Annotated in this window: 5 protein-coding genes; all 5 read left to right on the top strand. The window is 63.9% G+C overall.

Annotated elements, in window-relative coordinates; all coding sequences use genetic code 11:
* The coding region (locus tag EN884_RS19355) for a Na/Pi cotransporter family protein (RefSeq protein WP_164895060.1) at positions 1–1364 on the top strand (1364 nt) is incomplete at its 5' end.
* Between the two features lie 125 nt (positions 1365–1489).
* On the top strand, positions 1490–2689 hold the full coding sequence (locus EN884_RS19360; protein ID WP_063167532.1) for a 2-aminoethylphosphonate--pyruvate transaminase: 1200 nt from the start codon (positions 1490–1492) through the stop codon (positions 2687–2689).
* Between the two features lie 24 nt (positions 2690–2713).
* The gene (gene phnA, locus EN884_RS19365) at positions 2714–3970 is read left to right on the top strand and encodes a phosphonoacetate hydrolase (protein WP_063167533.1); all 1257 of its coding nucleotides are present in this window, start codon (positions 2714–2716) and stop codon (positions 3968–3970) included.
* 228 nt (positions 3971–4198) lie between these two features.
* Entirely contained in the window at positions 4199–5656 is a 1458-nt protein-coding gene (gene phnY / locus EN884_RS19370; protein ID WP_063167534.1) for a phosphonoacetaldehyde dehydrogenase, read from the top strand.
* A 69-nt stretch (positions 5657–5725) separates the two neighbouring features.
* A complete protein-coding gene (locus EN884_RS19375) occupies positions 5726–7087 on the top strand; it encodes an aspartate aminotransferase family protein (protein WP_245469416.1) in 1362 nt (453 codons plus the stop codon).
* Positions 7088–7097 lie beyond the last annotated feature (10 nt).

A 7097-nucleotide genomic window follows, 5' to 3' on the forward strand; every position in this document is an offset into this window, starting at 1 on the left:
CGCTGATCCTGGTCGGCGGCGCGATGGCCCTGAAGTTCGAAGTGGCTGGCATCAGGCATAGCGGGCGAATCCTGATGGGGGTCGCCTTCGTCCTGTTGTCGCTGCATATGATCGGCGAGGCGACCGCACCGATGCGGCAGAGCACCTTGCTGCCACTGGTGATCTCCTATCTGCGCGCGGACTATTTCACCGCCTTTGCCGCCGCTGCCCTGTTCACATGGCTGATCCACTCCAGCGTCGCGGCGATCCTGCTGTTCGTCACGCTTGCCGCACAAGGCGTCTTGCCGGTCGAGGTCGGTCTGTTCTTCATCCTCGGCGCCAATTGCGGCGGCGCGCTGATCGCGGTTTGGCTGACGCGCGGCGAAGCCGTCGAGGCGCGCCGTATCCCGCTCGGCAATCTGATCTTTCGCGGCACGGCGGCGCTGGCGGCTTTGTTCGCGCTTCAGGCCGTGACCTTCCCGGCGCATCTGTTCGGCGCAACCGAAGGCCGCCAGCTGGTCAACCTGCACCTTGCCTTCAATCTGGTGCTGGTCATCTGCTGCTTGCCGTTCACCGGCATGATGGAGCGGCTGGTCGCCTTGTTGATCGCAGACAGGCCGGTGGCAAAGGCCGGAGAGGGTGGAGACCTGATGTCGCGCCGCACCAGCGCGCTCGACCGCACCGTCATGCGCACACCCGGTCTTGCGCTAGCCAGTGCCACCCGCGAGCTGCTGCGCATGGGCGAAGTCGTCGAGGTGATGCTGCGCCCAGTGATGGATTTCTTCGACGCCGGCACCGGCGACCAGATACGCCAGGCTCAAAAACTCGATGAGGAGGTCAACCGCGCCCATACCGAAATCAAGCTCTACATTGCCGAAGTCAATCGCGGCAGCATGAGCGTGGCCGAAGCGCAGCGCGGCATCGAGCTCACCGACTTCGCCATCAATCTCGAACGCGCCGGCGACATCGTCGCCAAGAACCTGCTCGTGCTCACCCAGGAGCTGCGTGACAAGAACCTGCGCTTCTCACGCGACGGCTGGAGCGAACTGGCCGGGCTTCACAACCGTGTCATGGCCAACATGCAGCTTGCACTCAATGTGCTGGTGTCGAGCGATCTCGATTCGGCGCGGCAACTCGTCGTCGAGAAGGAGCGGATGCGCAGACTGGAACGCACGAGCCACGACCGTCACCTCAAGCGCCTGCAATCGGGAATGCCGCAGAGCATCGACACCAGCGACATCCACCTGGAGGCCGTGCGGGCGCTGAAGGAGATCAACTCGCTGATGGCCTCGGTCGCTTATCCCTTGCTGACGCAGAGCGGTGATCTGCTCGAAAGCCGGCTGGCGAGAGGGGCTGCGGAAGTGAGGGCTCCTGCAATGGCCTGAGGACGGATTCCCGCCCGGCAGGCCATCACTAAAATCTATACATCGATACAAAATAACGATTTTACAAATAGATCATTCAGGCCAAGAATAAGGCCACATCGAACGCAGATCGAGCGGAGGACAACATGCTCGCCGAGACGAAATTTGCCGCGGAGCCGCTGGCCAGCCCGGCGCTGGGCGAGCCGTATCTTCTGACCCCGGGGCCGCTCACCACGGCCTATTCGGTCAAGCAGGCGATGTTGCGCGACTGGGGATCGTGGGACGGCGACTTCCGCGCCATGACATCGGATATGCGTCGCCGGCTGCTGGCGCTGACCGGGGACAGGAACGATGAGTTCGACTGCGTGCCGATGCAAGGCAGCGGTTCTTTCTGCGTCGAAGCGATGCTGGGGTCGTTCGTGCCCAGGGACGGCAAGGTTCTTGTGCTGGCCAACGGCGCCTACGGCCTGCGCGCCGCGCAGACCATGCAGTATCTCGGCCGCGCCTATACGCTGATCGACAAGGGTGACTATCTGCCCCCGCGCGGCGACGAGGTGGCAGCGGCCCTCGCGGCCGACCCTGATATCACCCATGTCATCGCCATCCATTGCGAGACCAGTTCCGGCATCCTCAACCCGGTCGCTGAAATTGCCGAAGCCGTCCATGCCAAGGGTCGCAAGCTGCTGGTCGATTCCATGAGTGCGTTCGGCGCCGTGGCGCTCGACGTCAACGAAATCCGCTATGAGGCGATGGTCTCGTCCGCCAACAAGTGCATCGAAGGCGTTCCGGGTTTTGGCTTCATCATCGCGCGCAAGAGCGAACTGGAGGCCGCCAAAGGCAGGAGCCATTCGCTGTCGCTCGATGTCCACGCCCAGTGGGCGCACCTGAACAAGACCGGCCAGTGGCGCTACACGCCGCCGACGCATGTCGTGGCCGCCTTCCTCGAAGCACTGCGCCAGCATGAGGCCGAAGGCGGCGTCGCCGGCCGTGGCGCCCGCTATACGAGGAACCGCGACGTTATGGTGGCCGGCATGCGCGACCTCGGTTTCGAGACACTGCTCCGGGATCGCTGGCTGTCGCCGATCATCGTCACCTTCTTCAACCCGGCTCATGCCAGTTTCGCGTTCGACCGTTTCTACGACCTGATGAAGGACAAGGGCTTCATCATCTATCCGGGCAAGCTGACCGCCGTGGATTCGTTCCGCGTCGGCTGCATCGGCCAGATGGACGAACATGTCATGCGCCGCGTCGTCGAGGCGGCAGCGTTCTCGCTTCATGAAATGGGCGTCGACACCGCCGCCCCACCCGCCGCGGCACTTGCCGAACGCGCCAAACTCGCCGCCTGAAGCGGCCGACTTCGAGGATATCAGATGAACCAGATGTCTCCTGTCACCGTGTCGGTCAACGGCCGCACCTATGCCTGGCCGCGCGTGCCGGCGATCGCCATCTGCCTTGACGGCTGCGAGCCGGCCTATCTCGACGAAGCGATAAAGGCCGGGCTGATGCCGGCTCTGGTCAGGATCAAGCAGAAGGGCACGGTGCGCTTTGCGCACTCTGTCATTCCGAGCTTCACCAACCCCAACAATCTGTCGATCGCCACCGGCCGGCCGCCGTCGGTGCATGGCATCTGCGGCAACTATCTCTATGAGCGCGAGACCGGCAAGGAAGTGATGATGAACGACCCGCGCTTCCTGCGCGCGTCGACCATCTTCCAGGCCTTCTACGATGCCGGCGCCAAGGTCGCCGTGGTCACCGCCAAGGACAAGCTGCGTGCGCTGCTCGGCAAGGGCCTCGCCTTCGACGAAGGCCGCGCGCTGTGCTTCTCTGCGGAAAAATCCGACACCACCAGCAAGGCCGAGCACGGCATCGACAATGCCTCGAAGCACTTTGGGCTGCCGGTGCCGGAGGTTTATTCGGCCGAGCTGTCGGAATTCGTCTTCGCCGCCGGCGTCCAGCTGCTGAAGGAATTCCGCCCCGACATCATGTATCTGACGACCACCGACTATGTGCAGCACAAATATGCGCCCGGCGTGCCGCAGGCCAACGCCTTCTACGAGATGTTCGACAAATACCTGACCGAGCTCGATGCGCTGGGTGCTGCCATCGTCGTCACCGCCGACCATGGCATGAAGCCCAAGCACAAGGCGGACGGTTCGCCTGATGTCGTCTATGTCCAGGACCTTCTCGACGAGTGGCTGGGCAAAGATGCCGCCCGCGTCATCCTGCCGATCACCGACCCCTATGTCGTGCATCATGGCGCGCTGGGTTCCTTCGCCACCGCCTATCTGCCTGATGGCGCCGACCAGGCCGATATCATGGCCAGGCTGGCCAAGATCGATAGCATCATGCTGGTCGTCGACAGCCCGACCGCCTGCGAGCGCTTCGAACTGCCGGCCGATCGCATCGGCGACATCGTGCTGATCTCGACCGAGAACAAGACGATCGGCACCTCGGAACATCGCCATGACCTGGCGGCTCTGAACGAGCCGCTACGGTCGCATGGCGGGCTGACCGAGCAGGAGGTGCCGTTCATCGTCAATCGTGTGCTGCCGGAATTTCCGAACGAGCCGACGCTGCGCAATTTCGATGCCTTCTACTACGCCACCATGGCGGCGGCGCTGGCTTGAGTCGAGCGTGATTGTCGACCCCCACTCCGCCGAGCTTCGCTCGGCACCTCTCCCCCGATCGACGGGGGAGAGGAAAGGCGCCAGGGTTAGCCGCGGCTTAACCTGGAAACGTTGAGGCACTGACCTCGCCTGATTTCCTCTCCCCCGTCGATCGGGGGAGAGGTGGCCCGAAGGGCCGGAGTGGGGGTCGAATCCTCCGCGCAACAAGAATCTGCTGGAGCAGAACCCATGACCAAGCTCGACCCCGCCATCAAAGTTCGCCACGAGCCGATGCGCATCGCCGGCAGACGAGTCGATGCCGAAGGCGTCGTCGAGGTTCGCTATCCCTGGAACGACACCGTCATCGGCACCGTTCCGGCCGGCCGCGCCGATCACGCCCGCCAGGCATTCGAGATCGCCGCCGGCTACAAATCGAAGCTGACCCGCTACGAGCGTCAGCAGATACTGTTCCGCACCGCCGAGGCATTGGCCTCGCGCCGCGATGAAATCTCCGATCTCATCACGCTCGAGCTCGGCATCTCCAAGACGGACTCGCTCTATGAGGTCGGCCGTGCCTATGACGTGTTCACGCTGTCGGCGCAGATGTGCATCCAGGATGACGGGCAGATCTTCTCCTGCGACCTCACCCCGCACGGGAAGGCGCGCAAGATCTTCACCACTCGCGAGCCGTTGAAGGCGATCTCGGCGATCACGCCGTTCAATCATCCGCTCAACATGGTCTCGCACAAGGTGGCGCCGGCGATCGCCACCAACAATTGCGTGGTGGTCAAGCCGACCGAACTGACGCCGATGACGGCGCTTCTCTTGGCCGACATTCTCTATGAAGCCGGTTTGCCGCCTGAAATGCTGTCGGTGGTGACCGGCTGGCCGGCCGATATCGGCAACGAGATGATCACCAATGAAAACATCGACCTGATCACCTTCACCGGCGGCGTGCCGGTCGGCAAGATGATCGCCCGCACCGCCGGCTACAAGCGCCAGGTGCTGGAGCTCGGCGGCAACGACCCGCTGATCATCCTCAACGATTTGTCGGACGAGGATCTGGCAAAGGCGGCGGACCTAGCAGTGGCCGGAGCGACGAAAAACTCCGGCCAGCGCTGCACGGCGGTCAAGCGCATCCTGGTCCAGGAAAGCGTCGCCGACCGCTTCGTGCCGCTGGTGCTGGAGCGGGCGAAGAAGATCCGCTTCGGCGATCCGATGGACCGCGCGACCGACCTTGGCACCGTCGTGCACGAGAAGGCGGCGGCGCTGTTCGAAGCCCGCGTCCACATGGCTGCCGAGCAAGGCGCCGAAATCCTCTACAATCCGGGTCGTCAGGGCGCGTTGCTGCCGCCGATCGTCGTCGATCGCGTGCCGCATACATCCGAGCTGGTCATGGAAGAAACCTTCGGGCCGATCATCCCGATCGTGCGTGCGCCGGACGATGACGAGGCGTTGATTGCGCTCTCCAACTCGACCGCCTTCGGCCTGTCGTCGGGCGTCTGCACCAACTCTTTTCCGCGCATGCAGAAATACATCGCCGGCCTTCAGGTCGGCACCGTCAACATCTGGGAAGTGCCGGGCTATCGCATCGAGATGTCGCCCTTCGGCGGCATCAAGGATTCGGGCAACGGCTACAAGGAAGGCGTCATCGAAGCGATGAAGAGCTACACCAATGTGAAGACATTTTCGCTGCCCTGGTCCTGACCGGACGGCATTGACGGATAGAACAATCGAGGGAGCGTTCGCCGCTCCCTCATTCGCATTTCGGAGACCATGATGGCCGCGATATCTGAACTTGTGCACACCGAAGGCGATTCCAACACCACAGCGGCTCGCGGTCGCTGGGATGCCGGGCAGGGCGATCCGCGGATCCGCGGCCTGCTCGATCGCGACGCGGCCGCCTTCATGCACCAGAGCCTGTCCAGCCCCTGTTTGTCGACGATCGCCAAGGCGCAAGGCATCTGGATCGAGGACACCGCCGGTCGCCGCTTCATGGATTTCCACGGCAACAGCGTCCATCACCTCGGCTATGGCCACCCGAGGCTTGTGGCCGCCATCAAGAAGCAGCTCGATCAGCTCTGCTTTGCGCCGCGCCGTTTCACCTGTGAGCCCGCCGTCGAACTGGCCGAGAAGCTGGCGGCATTGGCGCCCGGCAATCTCGGCAAAGTGCTGTTCACCACCGGCGGCTCGGACGCCATCGAGGTCGCGCTGAAGATCGCCCGCGCCGCGACCGGCCGCTTCAAGACGGTGTCGTTCTGGGATGCGTTCCATGGCGCCGGCTTCGGCGCAGCAAGCGTTGGTGGCGAGGCGACCTTCCGCTCGCACATATCAGGCCCGATGATGACCGGCACCGAGCACGTCGCGCCTTGGGACGGCTATCGCTGCCCCTATGGCCACGATTCCCTGGAAGCATCGGGCCTCGCCTGCGCCAACATGATTGCCTACGTCCTTGGCCGCGAGCAGGACGTGGCGGCGGTCGTCGCCGAACCGATGCGGGCGACGCCAAACCCGCCGCCGCCAGGCTTCTGGAAGCGGGTGCGCGAGGCCTGCGACCGGCACGGCACGCTCTTGATCTTCGACGAGATCCCGACCGGCCTTGGCAAGACCGGCAAATTCTTCGCGCACGAGCATGATGATGTGACGCCTGACATCGTCGTCCTCGGCAAGTCGCTCGGCGGCGGCGTCCTGCCGATCGCCGCCATCATCGCGCGCCGCGATCTCGACGTCACCGGTGGCTTCGCGATCGGCCACTACACCCACGAGAAGAACCCGGTGACGACCCGCGCCGCATTGACGACGATCGACATCATCCTGGAGGAAGGGCTGGTCGAGCGCGCGGCCGAACTCGGTCGGCACATGCTAGGGCGCATGCAGCACCTGATGGCGCGCTCGCCCCATGTCGGCGACGTCAGGGGCAGGGGACTGATGGTCGGCGTCGAGCTCGTCGAGGATCGCGATACGCGCCAGCCGGCACGCGATCTCGCCGAGCGCGTCTTCTATGCTTGCCTTGAACAGGGGCTGAGCTTCAAGATCAGCCAAGGCAACGTGTTGACGCTGTCGCCGCCGCTGGTCATTTCGAAAACCGACCTCGACGGCGCGCTCGACATTGTCGAGCGCACGGTGCTGGCGGCCTGACCGTGAAGGC

It is taken from the genome of Mesorhizobium sp. M7A.F.Ca.AU.001.01.1.1 (genome assembly GCF_004022735.1).
Taxonomy (GTDB): Bacteria; Pseudomonadota; Alphaproteobacteria; order Rhizobiales; family Rhizobiaceae; genus Mesorhizobium; species Mesorhizobium ciceri.